The 18066-nt window shown below is 52.0% G+C and carries 14 protein-coding genes; 11 read left to right on the top strand and 3 right to left on the bottom strand.

Annotation, left to right across the window (positions count from 1 at the left end):
• Positions 1 to 34 precede the first annotated feature (34 nt).
• From HF324_RS26685 to HF324_RS26640, 10 genes are all read left to right on the top strand, one after another.
• Positions 35 to 1882 carry a glycoside hydrolase family 2 protein gene (locus HF324_RS26685; RefSeq protein ID WP_168806036.1) on the top strand — a complete coding sequence of 616 codons (1848 nt, stop codon included), beginning with the start codon at positions 35 to 37 and terminating at the stop codon, positions 1880 to 1882.
• 3 nt (positions 1883 to 1885) lie between these two features.
• Positions 1886 to 3919, top strand: a complete 2034-nt coding sequence (locus HF324_RS26680; protein ID WP_168806034.1) for a beta-L-arabinofuranosidase domain-containing protein — start codon at positions 1886 to 1888, stop codon at positions 3917 to 3919.
• Between the two features lie 113 nt (positions 3920 to 4032).
• Positions 4033 to 7173, top strand: a complete 3141-nt coding sequence (locus HF324_RS26675) for a SusC/RagA family TonB-linked outer membrane protein (RefSeq protein ID WP_168806032.1) — start codon at positions 4033 to 4035, stop codon at positions 7171 to 7173.
• A gap of 10 nt (positions 7174 to 7183) precedes the next feature.
• The gene (locus HF324_RS26670; RefSeq protein WP_168806030.1) at positions 7184 to 9055 is read left to right on the top strand and encodes a RagB/SusD family nutrient uptake outer membrane protein; all 1872 of its coding nucleotides are present in this window, start codon (positions 7184 to 7186) and stop codon (positions 9053 to 9055) included.
• Between the two features lie 11 nt (positions 9056 to 9066).
• Entirely contained in the window at positions 9067 to 9759 is a 693-nt protein-coding gene (locus HF324_RS26665) for a DUF3823 domain-containing protein (protein WP_168861272.1), read from the top strand.
• A 289-nt stretch (positions 9760 to 10048) separates the two neighbouring features.
• On the top strand, positions 10049 to 10870 hold the full coding sequence (locus HF324_RS26660; protein WP_168806026.1) for an alpha/beta fold hydrolase: 822 nt from the start codon (positions 10049 to 10051) through the stop codon (positions 10868 to 10870).
• Positions 10871 to 11036: 166 nt separating this feature from the next.
• On the top strand, positions 11037 to 11759 hold the full coding sequence (locus HF324_RS26655; RefSeq protein ID WP_168806025.1) for a pirin family protein: 723 nt from the start codon (positions 11037 to 11039) through the stop codon (positions 11757 to 11759).
• Between the two features lie 11 nt (positions 11760 to 11770).
• A complete protein-coding gene (locus tag HF324_RS26650) occupies positions 11771 to 12085 on the top strand; it encodes a response regulator (RefSeq protein ID WP_168806023.1) in 315 nt (104 codons plus the stop codon).
• A gap of 12 nt (positions 12086 to 12097) precedes the next feature.
• Positions 12098 to 13033 (top strand): ring-cleaving dioxygenase, encoded by a 936-nt coding sequence (locus HF324_RS26645; protein WP_168861271.1) that lies wholly within the window; start codon positions 12098 to 12100, stop codon positions 13031 to 13033.
• Between the two features lie 17 nt (positions 13034 to 13050).
• Positions 13051 to 13668 (top strand): alpha/beta hydrolase, encoded by a 618-nt coding sequence (locus HF324_RS26640; RefSeq protein ID WP_168861270.1) that lies wholly within the window; start codon positions 13051 to 13053, stop codon positions 13666 to 13668.
• A 3-nt stretch (positions 13669 to 13671) separates the two neighbouring features.
• On the opposite strand, the gene HF324_RS26635 is transcribed toward HF324_RS26640, so the two are convergent.
• Complete coding sequence (locus HF324_RS26635; RefSeq protein ID WP_168806017.1) at positions 13672 to 14253, bottom strand: Crp/Fnr family transcriptional regulator; 582 nt, start codon at positions 14251 to 14253, stop codon at positions 13672 to 13674.
• Between the two features lie 184 nt (positions 14254 to 14437).
• On the opposite strand from HF324_RS26635, the gene HF324_RS33810 reads away from it, so the two are divergent.
• Positions 14438 to 16051, top strand: a complete 1614-nt coding sequence (locus tag HF324_RS33810; protein WP_281354952.1) for a sigma-54-dependent Fis family transcriptional regulator — start codon at positions 14438 to 14440, stop codon at positions 16049 to 16051.
• Here the strand turns inward: HF324_RS33810 and HF324_RS26625 are convergent.
• The gene (locus HF324_RS26625; RefSeq protein WP_168806015.1) at positions 16048 to 16680 is read right to left on the bottom strand and encodes a TMEM175 family protein; all 633 of its coding nucleotides are present in this window, start codon (positions 16678 to 16680) and stop codon (positions 16048 to 16050) included. The genes HF324_RS33810 and HF324_RS26625 overlap by 4 nt on opposite strands.
• Positions 16681 to 16688: 8 nt before the next feature.
• Positions 16689 to 18056, bottom strand: a complete 1368-nt coding sequence (locus HF324_RS26620; protein ID WP_168861269.1) for a sigma-54-dependent transcriptional regulator — start codon at positions 18054 to 18056, stop codon at positions 16689 to 16691.
• Between the last annotated feature and the right edge of the window lie 10 nt (positions 18057 to 18066).

The raw sequence follows: 18066 nt of genomic DNA, 5'->3' as shown, positions 1-18066 counted from the left end.
ATTGAAACCGTAATTCGTAACAAAAAAAGAGTTCATGATAAGAAACAACCTTTTATTACTGGCTTTATCCCTCGGATTAATATCCACGGCGCAGGCACAACAGCAGGAATGGAAAATTGCAGGCAATAAGATCACTTCTCCCTGGAGTGAAAAGGTAGACCCTGCGGCGGTATTACCTGAATATCCCCGTCCGCAGCTGGTGCGTGGCAACTGGAAAAACCTCAACGGACTATGGCAGTATGCCGTGCGTGAGAAGAACGCCGCCACGCCCACGTCCTGGGATGGAAAGATATTAGTGCCTTTCGCCATTGAATCGGGCCTGTCCGGTGTGGGCCGGACCGTAGGGAAAGACAGCCTGCTGTGGTATCGCACCAGCGTCACGCTGCCGGCTGCTATGAAAGGTAAAAAAGTGCTGCTGCACTTCGGCGCGGTAGACTGGCGTACTACCGTATACGTGAATGGCAAAGAAGCTGGTTCCCATGAAGGCGGCTTCGATCCCTTCTCCTTCGATATCACTCCTTTCCTGAAGAAAGGCGCACAGGAAGTCACTATCAGCGTGTGGGACCCTACAGACGAAGGCCCGCAGCCCAGAGGCAAACAGGTAAAGAAGCCTAACGGTATCTGGTATACGCCGGTAACAGGCATCTGGCAGACGGTATGGGTGGAAGGTGTGGCAGATACCTATATCGCCGGCACCACCCAGACGCCCGACATCGATCGCGGAGAGCTGACGGTAAATGCAGACATCCCCGGCCGCCAGCCCGGCGATGTGGTGAAGGTAACCGCCTATGACGGCAACACCGAAGTAGCTGCCGGTAACCTGGAAGCACAGCCTCTGCAACTGAAAATAACATCTCCTAAACTGTGGTCTCCGGAATCCCCTTTCCTGTACGATCTCCGTTTTACCATCACCCGCAAGGGCAAAGTGATCGACGATGTAAAGAGTTACTTCGCCATGCGTAAATCATCTATCGGAAAAGATAACAATGGTGTTCAGCGTATGCTGCTCAACAACCGCTTCGTATTCCAGTTTGGTCCGCTGGACCAGGGCTGGTGGCCTGACGGGCTGTACACTGCCCCCACCGATGAAGCGCTGTTGTATGATATTGAGCAAACCAAAGCCATGGGCTTCAACATGATCCGTAAACACATCAAAGTGGAACCGGCCAGGTGGTATTATTACTGCGATAAGCTGGGAATGCTGGTATGGCAGGATATGCCCAGCGGCGACCTCGGCAACGGCTGGGAAATGCGTCCGGGCATCATCGACAGGGCGACCGATAAAAACCGCTCCGCCGAATCCGAAGCTTACTACCGCAAAGAATGGAACGCTATCATCAATACCCTGTATAATTTCCCTTCTATCATCGTATGGACGCCGTTCAACGAAGCATGGGGACAGTTCAAGACCATGGACATCGCCGCCTGGACGATGAAGAAAGACCCGTCCCGCCTCGTGAATACGGCCAGCGGCGGCAACTTCTACCCGATAGGGCCCATCATCGACCTGCACAACTACCCGGAACCGGCAATGCCCGATCCTGCGATATACGGCGACAAGCGCGCTATCGTGCTGGGAGAATACGGCGGCCTGGGATTGCCGGTAGATGGCCACGTATGGCAACAGAAAGACAACTGGGGATACCAGAGCTTTAAAAATGCAGATGAAATGTTCAAACGTTATTCCGCTTTCACTGACCGGCTGGAAGAACTGATTAAACTGGGCTTGTCTGCCGCGGTATATACCCAGACCACCGATGTGGAAGTAGAAATCAATGGCCTGATGACCTACGACCGCAGGGTACAGAAAGTGCCGGTGGAAAAACTGAAAGCCGCGAGCCAGAAATTGTATAATCCCGCCCTGGTAACAGTCAAACCGTAGAAAATGCGCTATTCCACGTTGTTCGCACTCACATCCGTTATAGTTGGCTTTATACCGGCGAATGCTCATCATTCGCCGGTTTCTGCTGCCTTTAAAACACCCGTGTACCAGGAGCTGCCGCTGGGTGCGGTAAAACCCCGCGGCTGGCTGCTGCATCAGCTGCAGATCATGCGCGATGGCAGCAGCGGCCATCTTGATGAAGTCCACAACAAAATAAAAAACGATAACGGCTGGCTCGGCGGAAAAGGTGAAGCCTGGGAGGAGACGCCCTACTGGCTGGACGGTGCGGTACCATTGGCATACCTGCTGGATGATACCGCGCTGAAACAAAAAGTGCTACGCTATATTAACTGGACGCTGGATCACCAGCGTCCATCCGGTTATTTTGGCCCTATCACCAAAGCAGAGCGCGAAAAAAATATAGCCATTACTGTTAATAACCCCGAAGCGGGCGAAGACTGGTGGCCCAAAATGGTGATGCTGAAAGTATTGCAGCAGTACTACACCGCCACCGGTGACAGCCGCGTGGTCCCCTTCCTGAAAAAATATTTTCAATACCAGCTGCAGGTGCTGAAGAAATGCCCCATTGGCCAGTGGACGGAATGGGCTACTTCCCGCGGCGCAGACAACGCGCTGGTGGTGCAGTGGCTGTACCGGCAAACCAAAGATCCGTCCCTGCTGGAACTGGCGGCACTGATACACCGTCAGAGCTATCCGTGGACCAACTGGCTTGGCAACCGTAACTGGGTGATAGACGCCGCCGCACAACAGGATGATCACCAGTGGATGCGCCGTCACGGCGTAAACGTGGCCATGGGCCTGAAAGACCCGGCCATAAACTATCAGCGCACCGGCGACCGCCACTACCTCGATTCCCTGCATACCGGCTTTCACGACCTGATGACACTGCACGGCCTGCCCATGGGCATTTTCTCCGCCGATGAAGATCTTCACGGTAACGCCCCTACGCAGGGAACGGAATTGTGCGCCATCGTGGAGTCGATGTTCTCGCTCGAAGAAATCATCGGTATCACCGGCGATATCCGCTACATGGACGCGTTGGAACGTATGACCTTCAACGCGCTTCCCACACAGACAACAGATGATTACAACAACAAACAATACTTCCAGATAGCCAACCAGGTACAGGTAAAGAAAGGCGTGTTCAACTTCTCCCTTCCTTTTGAAAGGGGGATGAACAACGTATACGGCCTGCGCAGCGGGTACACCTGTTGCACCGCCAACATGCACCAGGGCTGGACAAAGTTCGCTTCCCACCTGTGGTATGCCGCCGCTGACCAGGGACTTGCCGCACTGAGCTACAGCCCCAGTGAAGTGACGGCGAAAGTCGGCAGACAGCAGCAGCCGGTCACTATTGTCGAAGAGACGGCCTATCCCTTCGATGACCAGGTGAGCTTTACCTTCCGGACTTCCGGTACCGTAGAATTTCCTTTACAGCTGCGTATTCCGGCCTGGTGCCGCGAGGCGGTGATCACGCTCAACGGGCAGCCGCTGCGCCGCGAAAAAGGCGGGCAGGTCATCACGCTGCAGCGCGCCTGGAAAAACAAGGACCAGTTGGTGTTACAGCTGCCCATGGAGGTCACTGTATCCGCCTGGGGCCGCAACTCCCGCGCCGTGGAAAGAGGTCCGCTCGTATATGCGCTGAAGTTAGGCGAACGTTGGGAGAAAGCGGTCGATGAACAAGAAGGCGAGTATTTCAGCATATTCCCGGAAGGAGCATGGAACTTCGGCCTGTTGGAGAAAGCTGTGAAAGCGCCAGTACAGAACTTTACCGTCCACAAGGGCAAACCTGTCACTCCGGATTTCGTCTGGAACCTCGAACACGCGCCGGTGAGCATTACTACTTCCGCCAGAAAGATACCGGCCTGGCAACTGGCAGACGACGTGGCGCCGCAGCCTGTCACCGCCAGGGAGGGCACTTACAAGGGGCAAACCGCCGCCGAAGAAGAAACGATCACCCTTGTGCCTTACGGCTGCACCAAAGTAAGAGTCGTAGCATTTCCCGTAGTCAGATAGGATATAGACACCAGCACTTTTTACATGTGATGACAAAACTAAAACGAAAGTAACAGCCACCCGTCGGGCAGGCCCGGGGTGGGAAACCAAAATCACCCAAACATAATCTCGTTATGAAAACACCATTACCATTTCCGGGCTTTGCCCGGAACCTACCCCTTATTGCCTTCTGGTTACTACTGTTGACAGGTATACCGTCTTTTGCGGCGGACATCCCTGTCACCGGTAAAGTCACGGACGAAAAAGGCAGTCCGTTGCCCGGTGTCAGCGTAAGCGTGAAAGGCACCGCCAAAGGCGCCTCCACCAATGATCTGGGCGCTTTTTCCCTCCAGGTGCCCGATGAACATGCCATACTCGTTTTTTCCTATGTAGGGTATCAACGGAAAGAACTGCCGGTCACGCCAGGCAAACCCATGACCGTACAGCTGGACCCCGACAACAAAGGGCTGGGAGAAGTCATCGTGGTGGGCTACGGTACCCAGCGAAAAGAGTCCGTGACCGGCGCCGTATCCGCCATCACCGCTAAAGACATAGAGCGGGTGCATGGTTCTACCGTCAGCGCCACGCTGGCCGGCAAGATCCCCGGCGTCAGCTTCCGTATGCCCGACGGCAGGCCCGGCGCTTCCGCCAACATCCAGATCCGTAATATGGGCAACCCGCTGTATGTGATCGACGGCATACAAAAAGATGCCGGTCAGTTTAATAACATATCACCCAACGATATTGAAAGCATTACTGTGCTCAAAGACGCATCCGCTGCTATCTACGGCGTACGTGCCGCCAACGGCGTCATAGTGGTGACCACCAAAAGAGGCCGCATGGGAAGCGGTAACCTGATTAACGTCGACGGTTACACGGGATGGCAGAACTGGTCGCGCTTTCCCAAGACCGTAGGCGCCTATGAATGGATGCTGGGGAAGGCCGAAGCGGAAATGAACCGCGAAAACCCGGGCACGCAGATCACCCCCGAAGAATTGGAAAAATGGAAAGCCGGTACGGAGAAAGGCTACCAGAGCTTCGACTGGTATGACTTTATCATCAAAAACAACGCACCGCAACGCTCCATCAACGTGAATGCTACCGGTGGGTCTGAAAATATCAACTACTATCTTTCCGTTACCCGGTTGGACCAGAAGTCAGTACTGGGCCGTGAGTTTCAGTTTAGTCGTACCAACATCCAGAGTAATGTGGATGCCCGCATCACCAAACGCCTCAAAGTAGGTGTACAGATCAACGGCCGTATCGAAGAACGCGACAACCCCGGCGTACCCGGAGGAGACGACTACTGGGCGCCCCGTTTTGCTCTGTTCCGCAACCGGCCCACAGAGCGGCCTTACGCCAACGATAACCCCGCCTATCCCAATGATATCGGCCACAATACAGAAAACTGGGCGGTACAGTCCAAAGCCATTTCCGGCTATTGGACGGAGACCTGGCGTGTGCTGCAAACCAACTTAAACGCCGAGTACAATACACCGCTCAAAGGACTTACGCTTAAAGGCATGTATTCCTATTATTTTGCCGACCGGCTGATGGACGGGCATGAATATACGTACGACACATATACTTTTTATCCGCAGGACAGCAGCTACCGTCGCACCGGGGGGAGCTCCAACCCGTGGCGCGAAAGAGGCACCCGTAAGATACTGGAACAGGTAACGCAGGGACAGGCCAACTATGCCAATACCTTTGGCAGGCACAGCATCGGCGCTACCGTGGTGGCAGAACGTATCGTCCGCCGCGAGATAGATGTATGGCTGCACGCCGTTCCGAAAAACAATGTGCTGCCCCTGATACAGTTCGCCGATATGGACACCTATAACGATAACGATGATACGCAGGCGCGGATCGGTTACATTGGCCGTCTGAATTACAGCTTCGCAGACAAGTATTTTGTGGAAGTCGCCGGCAGAAGCGACGCCTCCTGGAAGTTCGCACCAGACAGGCGCTGGGGATTCTTTCCTTCTGTATCCGCCGGATGGCGCATTACGGAGGAAGACTTCTTTCGCCGCCTGCTGGGCCGCAACAGCATCCTCTCCGACCTGAAAATCCGCGCTTCTTACGGTGAGCTGGGCGACGATGATATCGGTATCGGCGCTTACGATTACATGTCAGGCTATAAATACAATGTGTCCAAAGTGATCCTCGATGGCCAGGTGGTAGTAGGTTCTGCCGACAAAGGCGTACCCAACAACCGGCTGTCGTGGTTTGTATCCCGCATCACCGATATCGGTGTCGACTACTCGCTGTGGAATGGCAAGGTGACCGGCGCGGTAGATTACTTTTACCGTAAACGTACCGGTCTGCGTGGTCCCAAGTACGACATCCTGGTGCCCAGCGAAGTAGGTTATTCGCTACCGGAAGAAAACGTAAACAGCGACGCGCAGATAGGCGGGGAAATATCCGCTGCCTACAACGGGAAGATTGGCCAGGTGCAGTTTATGGTAGGCGGTAATTTTTCGTACTCCCGTGGCCGTTTCCTTCAATCATACAAGCCGCTGTGGGGCAACTCCCTCGACCATTACATGACTTCACAGGAAAACCGCTGGAGCGGTGTTTACTGGGGCTTTGAAGCTATAGGCCAGTTTAAGTCACAGGAAGAAATCAATCATTACCCGGTGAACGTCGATGGAAAAGGGAATAAGACATTGCTGCCCGGGGACCTGATCTATAAAGATGTCAACGGCGACGGTTTCATCGACGGACATGACGTGCGCCCCATCGGCTACCAGACCACCGGCAACCCCACTATCGGTATGGGCTTTAATATCGGGGTGCGCTGGAAAGGCATCGATTTCTCCGCCGACTTCTCCGGCGGCTCGCTGTATTCCTACTCCCAGAACTGGGAAATGCGCTGGCCTTACCAGAACAATGGCAACCTGCTGAGACAGTTCTACGACGACCGCTGGCACCGCGAGGACCCCTTCGATGTAAACAGCAAATGGATACCCGGCAGATATCCGGCGCTGCGGTTTAATGATGGCGGTCACAGTAACTACAACAAACCTTCCACTTTCTGGCTCACCAACGTGCATTATATCCGCCTGCGTACCATGGAACTGGGCTATACGCTGCCACAGCCCTGGCTGGACAGGATCAGGCTGAAGAAAGTCAGGCTGTACCTCAATACCTACAACCTGTTTTCCATTGATAATGTAAGGCAGCTGGGCGTTGAGCCCGAGATCATTGACGAGAACGGCTTGCAGTATCCGCAAAACAAGTTTATCAACGTTGGTTTCAATCTCACTTTCTAAAAACTACTTTATGAGAACGTATGGTTTTTATATACTGCTGATGTTGACTTTATTCGGGTGTGTGAAGAGCAATGACGACTTCCTGGACCGTTCGCCCAGCAATATCCTGCTGGACGAGCAGGTGTGGAAAGACGAGGTGTTGGTACTGTCATTGATCGCGGATCTTTATAACCGTTATCCCGATTATCAGACCATTGAGAACTGGTCTGAATTTGCCGCGTTCGACGAGGCGTTTGCCTCCGAGTCCGGACAGTACGGCCGGCATAAAAATCAGCAATATGGCTATGGCGCCTGGGGGTTCTGGGATTATGGTTATGTGCGGGCGCTGAACCTGTTCATCGAAAAATGCACAAAAGCCAGTCAGCTGAAGCCCGAGTCCAGGGACCGTTTCCTGGCAGAAGCCCGCTTCCTGCGCGCCAATGTGTACTTTGAGCTGGTGAAACGTATGGGCGGCGTGCCGCTGGTATTGGAACCGCTGACCTATGATTACCAGGGCGATCCCAGCGCACTCCGAAGGCCCCGGGAGAAAGAATCCGCCATCTATGATTTTGTAATAAAAGAGATGGACGCCGTCATGCAGGTATTGCCCAACGATGCCAATATTAAGAGCAGGGCCACCAAAGGGCTGGCGCTGGCGGTGAAAGCCCGTGCCGCCCTGTATGCTGCATCCATCGCCAAATACGGCGCCACCACGCCGCAGGTATCGCTGCCGGGCGGGGAGGTGGGTATCCCCGCGTCCATGGCGGCCGGTTATTACCAGACCGCACTGGCTGCCGCGCAGCAACTGATTAACAGCGGCAAATACGCGCTGTACAACAAAAAACCGGATAATCTCTCTGATAATTTTGCCGCACTGTTTTATGATAAAGGCGGTAACCCGGAAGTGATTTTCGTGAAGGACTTTAAGCTGCAGAGCGGGACAGTACAGGAGTGGACGCTGGCCAATCAACCGCGTTCTCTCGCAGAAGAGCAGCAGGGCGGCCGGTTGAACCCGTCGCTGAACCTGGTACAGTCTTTTGAAAAACTGGACAATACTTTTGCGCCCTTTGTAACCAATGCCGCCAATGGCGATTATATCTACTACGACAAACCGGAAGATATGTTTGCCGGCAGGGATGCTCGTTTAGCCGGTACCGTTATTCTTCCGGGTACAGAATTCAAAAGCAAAAAAGTGGATATCTGGGCCGGGTATATTCTGAAAGACGGCAGTATAGTCACCGCCAATAACTTCGGCGGGCAGGCCATGCTGGGCGGCAACCGTGTACAGGTAGTGGGTTTCGACGGCCCGATTGATAACCTCGAGTTCAGTGCACAGACGGGTTTCTATGTACGTAAATACCAGGACCCTGCCGTAGGCTCGGGCCGCATCGGCACTAAAAGTGAAGTATGGTGGGTGCGTTACCGTTATGCGGAAGTGCTGCTGAACGCGGCGGAAGCGGCTTTTGAGCTGGGCGATAATAATACGGCCGCCGGTTATCTCAACCAGGTGCGGGCCCGTGCAGGTTTTACTATTCCGCTCACGCCGGCTGACGTCACTTTTGATCGTATTGTGCATGAAAGGAGAGTGGAGCTGGCTTTTGAAGGGCATCAGCTATGGGACATGAAACGCTGGCGGCTCGCACACGTCGTGTGGGACGGACTGTCCACCGATTTAACTACGCACCCGGAAAAGGCCCGGTCTACCAGCACCCGCGTGTTCGGCCTGTTGCCTTACCGTATCTATAACCCGGGCACGTCACAGGATGGCAAATGGGTGTTTAAAAAAGTGATCCCCAGTAATGTCACCAGCGCCCATCAGTTCAGGTTGGGCAACTATTATTCCTATATCGGTGATGATATCCGGAATAACAACCCGTTGGTGACCAAAAATCCTAATCATTAAAATTCACACACATGAGAAACTGCTTATTTATCATCATCGTTATACTGCTGGCCGTTTCCTGTAAAAAGGACAATTACGCCCCTCCCGGCACCAGTTTTAAAGGCCGTATCGTTTACCAGGGAGAGGCAGTGAATGTAGGTCACGGCGAAGTGTTTTTTGAACTGTGGGAATCCGGCTGGGGAAAACGTACGCCCATCAACGTGGGGATAGCGCAGGACGGTTCCTTTTCTTCACTGCTGTTCGACGGTACCTATCAACTGGTCATCCCTAAAAACCAGGGGCCTTTTCTCTCCCTGCCGGATGGCGCCAGTCATACCGATACCACACTACTGCAGCTGAAAGGAGATCGTACCATGGACATAGAAGTGCTGCCTTATTATATGATCAGGAACGCCAAACTGAGCGCCGGTGGACGGCAGATAACGGCCAGCTGTAAACTGGAGAAGATCGTTACGGACACCCGCGCCTGGAACGTAGAGCGTGTGACGTTGTACGTGAACCGGACGCAGTTTGTAGATGGTATCAATAACATCGCCAATCAAACCATTAACGGCAGTGATATCCGGGACCCGGCGAATATTACGATACAGCTGAACGTGCCTGCCATCAACCCGGTGCAGTCATCGGTGTTTGTGCGGGTGGGCGTGAAAGTGGAAGGTGTGGAGGATATGTTGTTTTCGCCGGTAATAGAACAAAAATTGTAACGGACAGGGAACGAGGACAAACAAGAGAAGAGGGTGTCTCCGTAACGGAGGCCCCCTTTTATGTTTATACACCAGCCCGGCAAATCATCGTAGCAATTTGATGATAAATGTACACATGTAGCCTGTATTGATCATATAGATATAAGTTCTGTAATCTGTTAATGCTTAATCTAGATTAAGATGTTTTCTTAATGTACGTTATTGGGGGATAGGTATTTGATGAACGATTTTTGTGGGGCAATAATCACTTTGAAACCATTTCTATCATTAAACTTAAAAACCTGACAACATGAACAAGATTACAGTAAAAGACGGCACTGAGATTTATTATAAAGACTGGGGTACCGGACAACCGCTGGTATTCCACCATGGCTGGCCTTTGTCCAGCGACGACTGGGATGCGCAGATGATTTTTTTCCTGAACCAGGGTTTCAGGGTGATCGCTTTTGACCGCAGAGGTCATGGCAGATCCAGCCAGACAGCGGTTGGACATGATATGGACACCTACGCATCTGACGTGGCGGAACTGGTAAAAGCCCTCGATTTGAAAGACGCGGTGCATATCGGTCACTCTACTGGTGGCGGAGAGGTGATCCGTTATGTCGCTAAATATGGTAAGGGCCGCGTAGCCAAAGCGGTGCTGGTAAGTGCTGTTACCCCTATCATGGTGAAGAATGACAACAACCCTGACGGTGTTCCGATGTCTGTATTTGATGAAATACGCGTTAACACTGCCACTAACAGGCAGCAGTATTTCCAGGATTTCACCATCCCGTTCTATGGTTATAACCGCGAAGGAGCCAAAAAATCTCAGGGTATTATGGACAACTGGTGGCGCCAGGGAATGATGGGAGCTATCAAAGCGCATTATGACTGTATCAAGGCATTTTCGGAAACTGATTTTACGGAAGATCTTAAAAGTGTGGATGTTCCCGTGCTGGTAATGCATGGCGAAGACGACCAGATCGTACCGATCGCTACTACCGGTGTAAAAGCGGCGCAGCTGTTGAAGAACGGTCAACTGATTTCTTATCCCGGTTTCCCGCACGGCATGCCTACTACAGAGGCTGCTACTATCAATGCGGACCTGCTGGCCTTTATCAAGGCATAATACAGCTGGGGAAATTTTGGAAGGCGGCCCGGGAACTTGCCCGGGCCGCGTTTTTTTATAGGCAGCCACCGTCAGGGTTCTTAATCTAGATTAACCCGCTTTCTTAACCTGGTTCATAGGTGGGCGGGCGCGGACAGCGGAACTTTGTGTTATAAATATAAAAGTAATGGCACAGTACATTTTTCATAAAGCAGATACCAGGGGGCATGATTATCATGACTGGCTGGACAGCAAGAAAACATTTAGTTTCGGCGATTACTACAATCCCCGCAGGATGGGATTTGGCGCGCTGCGGGTGCTGAATGACGATATTTTGCCAGGTGGTAAGGGCTTTGGCCGCCATCCGCATGACAATATGGAAATTATCAGTATTCCGCTCAGAGGAAGCCTGAAACATGAGGATTCAGCGGGCAACAAAGCCATCGCTGCTGCAGGCGCCCTGCAGGTGATGCATGCCGGCAGCGGCCTGTTTCACAGCGAATACAATAACAGCCAGGATGAGGAGGCTGAGTTCCTGCAGATATGGCTTTACCCGGAAACACTGAACACCCCGCCCCGGTATACCCTGGGCGATTTGCCGGCAGATGCCGGGAAAGACCGGTTGCATACATTTATTGCGCCCGACAAGGCCGATAGCATTTATGTCCGTAAGGATGTATGGTTTAGTACTGGCCGGTTTGCTCACGGCGCTTCTTTTTCCTACCCGGTGCACCTGGAGCATAATGGTGTGTATGTCTTCGTGATAGCGGGCCGTTTCTCCATTGACGGGAAAGCGCTGGAAGCCAGGGATGGCCTGGGCATATGGGATACCGCCGGCATCGAAGTGAAAGCACTGAGTGACGACGCTCATGTCCTGATCATGGAAGTACCAATGAATATTCACGCTTAACAAGGATCATCATGGACCAGAATATATCATTAAAACTGCTCGCTATCGGATACGATCCTGCCATCATGCAGGTAGTGGAACGGCTGCTGAACAGCCATGCCGGATGGGAAGGCGTGGTAGCCCTTACCAGGGAAGAAGGGCTGGCGAAAACAAGCAATGAAAAATACGATGCCATACTGCTCTGCGTAGGCGTCAGCGCGGCGGATGAGGAAGCGGTCCGGCAAGCCGCCAGCCATCATCATCCATCCGCAAAAGTAATAAGACATTACGGCGGTGGCAGCGGACTGCTCGAAAATGAACTGCGCGCTGCACTCGATCATCAATAAAAAATTAATACTATGGAAAAACAAATACAGGGGCTTCATCATATTACCGCTATCGCGGGCGATGCCCAACGCAACTATGATTTTTATACCAAAGTCCTCGGCCTCAGGATGGTCAAAAAGACCGTCAACTTTGACGATCCGGGCACTTATCATTTCTACTATGGCGATGAGCAGGGTACTCCCGGAACGATCCTGACTTTCTTCCCATGGGAGCATATCACTCCCGGCCATACCGGGACAGGCATGGCTACGGAAATTACTTATGCCGTTCCTCCAGGCAGCCTGGAAGCGTGGAAAGAGCGGTTGTCCCGTTTTAATGTTCCCGTTTCCGGCATACAGGAACGTTTTGGCGAAGCCTATCTTTCTTTCACGGACCCTGACGGGCTTCAGCTGAACCTGACAGTACCCAAAGTGCCGGATACAAGGGCGCCCTGGCAAACAGCCGATGTAAAGGCGGATATTGCCACCCGCGGTTTCCACAGCACCACTTTGTCCTTAAAGGAAATAGACGCTACCGCGAATGTGCTCACGGATATCTTTGGTTACCGATTGCTTTCCCAGGAGGGCGACCGTTACCGCTTCATTACCGATGCGGTGCCGCAGGCCGGTATTATCGATTTGCTGGCGGTGCCCGACGGGCAGCGTGGTTTCAACGGCGCCGGTACCAACCACCATGTGGCTTTCAGGGTAGCGAATGATACTATCCAGATGGAATACCACGAGAAGATCATGAGCAAAGGCTTACAGATCACGCCTAAAATTGACAGGGATTATTTTTATTCTCTTTATTTCAGAGAGCCGGGCGGAGTACTGTTTGAAATCGCCACCGACAATCCGGGGTTCACGGTAGACGAGCCGCTTGACAAACTCGGTTCCGGCCTTAAACTCCCCAAACAGTATGAACCTGCCAGGAAAGAGATAGAAAAAATATTACCGGTATTGAAATAAACGTAAAGGAGATTTTTATGCATAAGGAAAATATTATCACAGCGGGAAAACCAGTGGCAGCAGCTACGAAGGCGTTGATCATGGTGCATGGCAGGGGCGCTTCAGCAGAAGATATCCTGTCGCTGGCCAAATGGTTCCCGGTTGGAGATTACGCGCTGCTGGCGCCGCAGGCTACCAACCATACCTGGTACCCGCAGTCGTTTCTGGCGCCGCCGGCGCAGAATGAACCGTGGCTTTCTTCCGCGCTGGACCTCCTGAAGAAGATGACCGGCCAGCTGCAACAGCAGGGCATCACCCGGGAGCATATCTACTTCCTGGGATTTTCGCAGGGGGCTTGCCTCACCCTTGAATTCATAGCGAGAAATGCTGCAAGGTATGGCGGCGCGGTCGCTTTCACCGGCGGCCTTATCGGCGACCGGCTTTATCCGGAAAATTACCAGGGAACGTTTGAGGGCACGCCTGTTTTCATTGGCAGCTCCAACCCCGATTTCCACGTGCCGGTGGAGAGGGTGCAAGCATCTGCCGCGCTGTTGCAGTCCATGGGCGCCGATGTGACAGAGAAGATCTATGACAATATGGGACACACGATTATAGAAGATGAAATAAGGCTGGCCACCGAAAGGGTATTCGGCTGATAACTATTTCTTTTTCTGCAGCGTGCTTCTCACTTTGCTTAAAAATTCGGGTGATACTCCAAGGTAGCGTGCGATCTGGTTCTGTGGAACACGCTGCACTACTTTGGGGTATTTCTCTATAAAGGCCAGGTACCGCTGTTCCGCCGTTTGGGAAATAAGGCTGTGAAAACGCTTCTGGAGCGCAAATAACGAACGCTGGATCAGCAGGCGGAATAAAGTCTCGAACTTGGGTATTTTTTCGTAGAGCGCTGCTTTGCTCTTATGATCGATGATCAGCAGCTCACAGTCTTCCAGTGATTCGATGAACATATTGGAGGGCGTTTGCTCGGTAAAACTGCCAAGATCACTCACCCACCAATCCTCTATGGCAAAGGAAAGTATCGTTTCCGTACCGTCTTCGCTCAGGTAGTAGGTACGGATACAACCTTTAACGATATACGCTTCAAAATCGCAGATTTCGCCCTCCTGCAACAGGTAGGTACGTTTCCTGACCCGTTTGAATTTAAGCAGTGAATGAAATAACTGCCGCTCTTCCGGCGTCAGGGAGATGATACGGTCCACGAATTGGTCAATCTGTTCGAACATAGTCTATTAAAGATAGGATATTAGTTGTTGTGAAACTTCCCGCTCTTGTCCGGGAATTGACCACTATAGCCAAACGATGTACCGGAATGTATATTGTTGATTATCAGTAATAAACGTTTTTTTGCCGCCTTAGCTGTTTTACGAAATATCGTAATTTTTATAAGCGCTTTTGTATTATTGCATCATGAACACAGATATTTCCCGCAAAAAAGATGAATTTGAAACCCTGCTATGTTTTTCCAAAGCAATAGCGGCGGCCAGGCATCGTTCTGATCTCTGGGAGATAGTCAATGAACAGCTGCTGGAAAATATCGGCGCCAGCTATTATACGCTTTGCCTGATCAACGAAGATGGGGTCACTCATTCCCCCTTCCTGTACAGCGCAGAAAAAAAGATAAGGACTATTACCGGGGAAAACCCGGTGATGCACCTGCAACATCCTGTTCACGACGGCATATTTGATAAGGCTATCGACCGGGAGGAGCCGGTGGTGTTTGACCTGAGAAGCCTCATCCGCCAAAAGGATGTTCCTGCCTATGTCATTCACTGGTATAATTCCGGTGTGAAAGAGATGATGCTGATCAGGGTATGCAACGGAAAGGAGCCTAAAGGCGTGTTGTATCTTTATGCGTTGAAAGCTGGCGTATTTACAAAGCGCCGGTTTGGTTTTTTCACCGGCATAGCGGATCAGTTGGGAACAGGGGTATCCAATATCCTCGCCAACGAAAAAATTGAGTTGCAGCTGGAGGAAATACGGCAGTATAAAACACAACTGGAGCAGGAAAACCGTTACCTGAAGGAGGAACGGAAAAAAGACCGGCTGCCGGCAGACAAGGCAATAGGCCGCTCTGCAGCCATACGTAACGTCTACGAACTGGTAGAAAAAGTAGCGGCTTCCGACGCCACGGTATTAATCCTCGGAGAAACCGGGACCGGAAAGGAACTGATCGCACACCAGATACATGATAGTTCTCCGCGGCGCGATAAACTCATGATCAAAGTTAATTGTGCGGCTATTCCGGCTAACCTGCTGGAAAGCGAGTTGTTTGGTCATGAGAAAGGCAGTTTCACAGGCGCATTGGATAAAAGGATTGGTAAGTTTGAACTGGCCGACAACAGTACGCTTTTCCTGGACGAAATCGGAGAACTGCCGCCGGAAATGCAGGCGAAGTTGTTACGGGCGTTGCAGGAAAAAGAAATTGAAAGGATTGGCGGGAAGGGGTTGATCAAAGTCAACGTGCGTATTGTTGCCGCTACCAACAAGAACCTGGAAGAAGAGATCGTCGCCGGCCGCTTTCGCAGCGACCTTTATTACCGTCTGTGTGTGTTTCCCATTACTTTGCCGCCACTGCGGGAACGCAGGGAAGATATTCCCGCGCTGGTATCTTTTTTTATTGAAAAGTATGCCGTTGGGAGCGGAAGGAAGATCACCGGCATTGCACCCAAAGCGTTGCAGAAATTAAAGGCTTATTCATGGCCGGGTAATATCCGGGAGCTGGAGCACCTGATAGAAAGGACCGTATTGCTCACTTCCACCAGCATTATCACGGAGGTTAGTTTACCGTCTAAAAACAAAATGCTTTTCTCCCGGCCCGATGCGGAAACGCAGGTGCGGTCACTGGCGGACGTTGAACGGGAACATATTCTCAAAATGATCAGGTTGTCGAATGGCAGGATATCCGGCGCTGCCGGTGCCGCCGTTAAACTGCAGCTGCCTTCTACCACGCTTATCTCCAAAATGCAAAAACTGGGTATCCGGAAAGAACATTTTATTGATAGCGGGAAAGAGACCGGTTAAGGCACGCTGACGGGCTTTTCATCGGGCAGGTCCAGCCTGCCGGAAGTAAAAGCCCAATAGGTCCAGAGGACGATGCATAATATCAGGGCGCCGCCGGCCCAGCAAAAGGAAAGCAGGAACGCTGACAAATGCACCGGTAAGCCGTATTGATAGTTTCTCGCGATTTTTCTGACGGCCGCATCGCTGATGGCTGGCCGTAGCAGTTTCCTGTCACGGCTGGCGGTGGACCATAGTAAGTTAAACGCGAGATTAATCAGCACAAACAGCCCGGTGTACACCGCCACAGCCACCGTTGCGGAAGGAGTGCCATAATACCTCGCCAGCAGCGCGGTAGGATAGGAGATACAGGTAGCCAGAAATAATATGAGCCCGTTGGCAAACATCAGCATGCTGTTGCGCCGGTAGATCTGCTTAAACATCTTGTGGTGGTTGACCCACATAATGAAGATGCTGAAAAAAGACAGGCTAAAAGCCAGGAATGACGGCCATTGTTTCAACAGGCTGTTCACCAGTGTTTGCCTGTCGTTGTTTTCTGTGGCGGGGATACGCAGGTCCAGTACCAGCAGGGTGATAGCGATCGCAAATACGCCATCGCTGAAGCCTTCTATCCTTGCCGTTTCTTTTTCCATCTGACAGATTATTTGTAAGTGGTTTTTATACCCAGTTTTTTCATTTTCGAGTACAGCGTCTGCGCTGATATGCGGAGAATGGCGGCGGCGCCCATGCTGCCGGATACGCGGCCGTTGCAGGCTTTCAGCACTTTCAGGATATGGGCTCTTTCCATCTCTTCCATCGTTTCCAGTTTTTCTTCGGCAGCAAGGACCGGCAGCTGGGCGACGGGGATGTTTATGGTGTTGATCTGTTCTCCCTCCGCCAGGATAAAATGTCGTTCTATCACATGTTCCAGCTCACGGATATTGCCGGGCCAGTCATGTTGCAGTAGCGTTTGCAGCGCTGCGTCGCTGATGCCGGTCATTTTTCTGCCGGCATTGGTGGAGAACTTTTTTAGAAAATGAAGGGTCAGCGGCGTAATATCTTCTTTGTGCTCGCGCAGTGGGGGTAACGCAATGGGAAATACGTTGAGCCGGTAGTATAAGTCGAGCCGGAATCTTCCTTCAGCAACTTCTTTCTCCAGGTTTCTGTTCGTAGCAGCGATGACGCGAACATCTACCTTGATCAGCGGGCCTCCGCCCAGTTTTTCTATTTCTTTTTCCTGCAGGGTGCGAAGCAGTTTCACCTGCGCTTCCAATGGCAGTTCACCGATTTCGTCCAGAAAAAGGGTGCCGCCGTGCGCCTGTTCAAATTTACCGGCGCGCTTTTGGACGGCGCCTGTAAAGGCTCCGCGTTCATGGCCGAACAGCTCTGATTCCAGCAGGGAAACCGGCAACGCTGCGCAGTTGACGGTAATAAAAGGTTTGTTTTTTCTGTGGGAGTTTTTGTGGATAGCCTGCGCAAAACGTTCTTTGCCGGTGCCGCTTTCTCCCAGAAGCAAAACGGAAGTATTGGTTGGGGCAACGATTCCGGCCTGTTCCTGTGCTTTTTTCATGCTGTTGCTGCTGCCGATAATGTTCGGATCGAGGACCGTTGCCGCGGCCGCTGGCTGCCGTTCCTCTCTTATTATCCCTGTTTCTGCGCCGTAGCGGTAACGGGCGATGTCGAGCATCACAAAAAGGTCTCTTTCCCGGAAAGGTTTTACCAGGAAACCATAGGGTTGGGTTGCTTTGGCGGCTTCCAGCGTTTGCTGGTTGGTATTGGCGGAAATATACAGAAAAGGGATACGGAGCTGCTGAAGTTCTTTCGCCAGCTCAATGCCGCTGGTCGGCGTTTTGAGAATGATATCCAGCAGTACCCAGTCGGGCTTCTGCTGTGAGATCAATAACCGGGCTTGTTCTACAGACGCCGCGATCCCGCATACATCGTAGCCGCCTTTGACCAGTATCATTTTCAGGTCGTTGCCTACAATGAATTCATCTTCGACGATCAGTATTTTTTCTTTGTCGGCCATAGCACTTTTT

It is taken from the genome of Chitinophaga oryzae (genome assembly GCF_012516375.2).
GTDB classification, from domain to species: domain Bacteria; phylum Bacteroidota; class Bacteroidia; order Chitinophagales; family Chitinophagaceae; genus Chitinophaga; species Chitinophaga oryzae.
Note: the sequence above shows the minus strand (reverse complement) of the source record. Positions and strands in the feature narration are given on the sequence as shown.

Excerpts from the sequence above, each read along its gene's own strand:
- HF324_RS26675 (WP_168806032.1), top strand. The coding sequence starts at position 4,033 with ATGAAAACACCATTACCATTTCCGGGCTTTGCCCGGAACCTACCCCTT.
- HF324_RS26660 (WP_168806026.1), top strand. The coding sequence starts at position 10,049 with ATGAACAAGATTACAGTAAAAGACGGCACTGAGATTTATTATAAAGAC.
- HF324_RS26625 (WP_168806015.1), bottom strand. The coding sequence starts at position 16,680 with ATGGAAAAAGAAACGGCAAGGATAGAAGGCTTCAGCGATGGCGTATTT.
- HF324_RS26680 (WP_168806034.1), top strand. The coding sequence starts at position 1,886 with ATGCGCTATTCCACGTTGTTCGCACTCACATCCGTTATAGTTGGCTTT.
- HF324_RS26640 (WP_168861270.1), top strand. The coding sequence starts at position 13,051 with ATGCATAAGGAAAATATTATCACAGCGGGAAAACCAGTGGCAGCAGCT.
- HF324_RS26670 (WP_168806030.1), top strand. The coding sequence starts at position 7,184 with ATGAGAACGTATGGTTTTTATATACTGCTGATGTTGACTTTATTCGGG.
- HF324_RS26645 (WP_168861271.1), top strand. The coding sequence starts at position 12,098 with ATGGAAAAACAAATACAGGGGCTTCATCATATTACCGCTATCGCGGGC.
- HF324_RS26665 (WP_168861272.1), top strand. The coding sequence starts at position 9,067 with ATGAGAAACTGCTTATTTATCATCATCGTTATACTGCTGGCCGTTTCC.
- HF324_RS26685 (WP_168806036.1), top strand. The coding sequence starts at position 35 with ATGATAAGAAACAACCTTTTATTACTGGCTTTATCCCTCGGATTAATA.
- HF324_RS26650 (WP_168806023.1), top strand. The coding sequence starts at position 11,771 with ATGGACCAGAATATATCATTAAAACTGCTCGCTATCGGATACGATCCT.
- HF324_RS26620 (WP_168861269.1), bottom strand. The coding sequence starts at position 18,056 with ATGGCCGACAAAGAAAAAATACTGATCGTCGAAGATGAATTCATTGTA.
- HF324_RS33810 (WP_281354952.1), top strand. The coding sequence starts at position 14,438 with ATGAACACAGATATTTCCCGCAAAAAAGATGAATTTGAAACCCTGCTA.
- HF324_RS26655 (WP_168806025.1), top strand. The coding sequence starts at position 11,037 with ATGGCACAGTACATTTTTCATAAAGCAGATACCAGGGGGCATGATTAT.
- HF324_RS26635 (WP_168806017.1), bottom strand. The coding sequence starts at position 14,253 with ATGTTCGAACAGATTGACCAATTCGTGGACCGTATCATCTCCCTGACG.